The sequence below is a fragment of the Sulfuricaulis sp. genome, from assembly GCF_040901545.1.
Taxonomy (GTDB): Bacteria; Pseudomonadota; Gammaproteobacteria; order Acidiferrobacterales; family Sulfurifustaceae; genus Sulfuricaulis.
Map to the genome: position 1 here is coordinate 1 of NZ_JBBDYL010000023.1, position 1,003 is coordinate 1,003.

The window sequence follows — 1,003 nt, forward strand, 5'->3', positions numbered from 1 at the left end:
CGATTCCCGATTCCCGATTCCCGATTCCCGATTCCCGATTCCCGATTCCCCATTTCGGCTGCCAAAGAAAACGCCTCTCCTGTATCATTTGTCAAATACGGCATTGGAGACTTATATATGGGCCGACTCGTCATTCATAGCGACCCCCAGATCCAAGGGGGCATGCCGGTGTTCGTCGGCACTCGCGTTCCCGTGAAAAATCTCTTCGATTACCTTGAAGCGGGTGACTCGCTTGACCAATTTCTTGATGACTTTCCGTCTGTGTCCCGGGAACAGGCGATCGCGGCGCTAGAACTTGCCCACGAAGCCTTGGCCGCGGATGCGCATCCTGCTTGACGAGTCGCTCCCCCGCCGACTCCGGGGCGAGATCACCGGCCATTCCCTCAAGACCGTTGCCGAGATGGGTTGGTCCGCCTTTGACAACGGCGAACTGATCCGCCGGGCCGCAGATCACTTTGATGTGTTTCTGACGGCTGACCAGAATCTTCAGTTCCAGCAGAATCTCAGGAATTTGCCGCTGACCGTAGTTGTGCTCGTTGCTCGAACCAATCGGCTTGAAAAACTGCGCCCCTTGATGCCACAACTTCTTGCGCGACTTTCGAATTTACAGGCAAACACACTTGTACGTATCGGTAACCAAGAGTAATGGGACGAGCGAAAACGGCGGGGCGCTACACGGTGGATGCCAGCCATGAAAACCGGAACATTGCAAAAGGTTCGCTCAGCGAGCTTGAGACCCAGACGCTGGCCTCCTCCGATCTGGGTTACCTCCCGGCCCAGCATGAGGTATTTGCCCAACTGGAGCGAGTCGCACAGCTTCTCTCCGGCCTTTACAGAAGCCTTACCCGTTAGCGCCAGCGTTTCCCGATTCCCGATTCCCGATCCCCGACTCCCCATCAGCCGCCCCTGACTGCGACATCGCCATCGGTACCACGGTAGAATTACAATCTCTCTATCGGCCAAGAGCTAAATGTCATGTCGATAACGCCTTGTCGCCCCTGGT

At 56.1% G+C, this 1,003-nt stretch carries 3 protein-coding genes; all 3 read left to right on the forward strand.

The window, feature by feature from the left end:
- The first annotated feature begins 117 nt into the window (after positions 1–117).
- From WD823_RS03665 to WD823_RS03675, 3 genes are read left to right on the forward strand one after another with little or no spacing between them, the layout of a single operon-like run.
- Positions 118–336 carry a DUF433 domain-containing protein gene (locus WD823_RS03665; protein WP_368428130.1) on the forward strand — a complete coding sequence of 73 codons (219 nt, stop codon included), beginning with the start codon at positions 118–120 and terminating at the stop codon, positions 334–336.
- The gene (locus tag WD823_RS03670) at positions 320–646 is read left to right on the forward strand and encodes a DUF5615 family PIN-like protein (protein WP_368428131.1); all 327 of its coding nucleotides are present in this window, start codon (positions 320–322) and stop codon (positions 644–646) included. The genes WD823_RS03665 and WD823_RS03670 overlap by 17 nt, the downstream gene beginning before the upstream one ends.
- A complete protein-coding gene (locus WD823_RS03675) occupies positions 646–852 on the forward strand; it encodes a four helix bundle protein (RefSeq protein WP_368428132.1) in 207 nt (68 codons plus the stop codon). Before WD823_RS03670 ends, WD823_RS03675 begins: the two co-directional genes overlap by 1 nt.
- The last annotated feature ends 151 nt before the right edge of the window (positions 853–1,003 follow it).

What these genes read in the sequence shown, in the direction of transcription:
- WD823_RS03665 (WP_368428130.1), top strand. Translation starts at nt 118, where the DNA reads ATGGGCCGACTCGTCATTCATAGCGACCCCCAGATCCAAGGGGGCATG.
- WD823_RS03670 (WP_368428131.1), top strand. Translation starts at nt 320, where the DNA reads ATGCGCATCCTGCTTGACGAGTCGCTCCCCCGCCGACTCCGGGGCGAG.
- WD823_RS03675 (WP_368428132.1), top strand. Translation starts at nt 646, where the DNA reads ATGGGACGAGCGAAAACGGCGGGGCGCTACACGGTGGATGCCAGCCAT.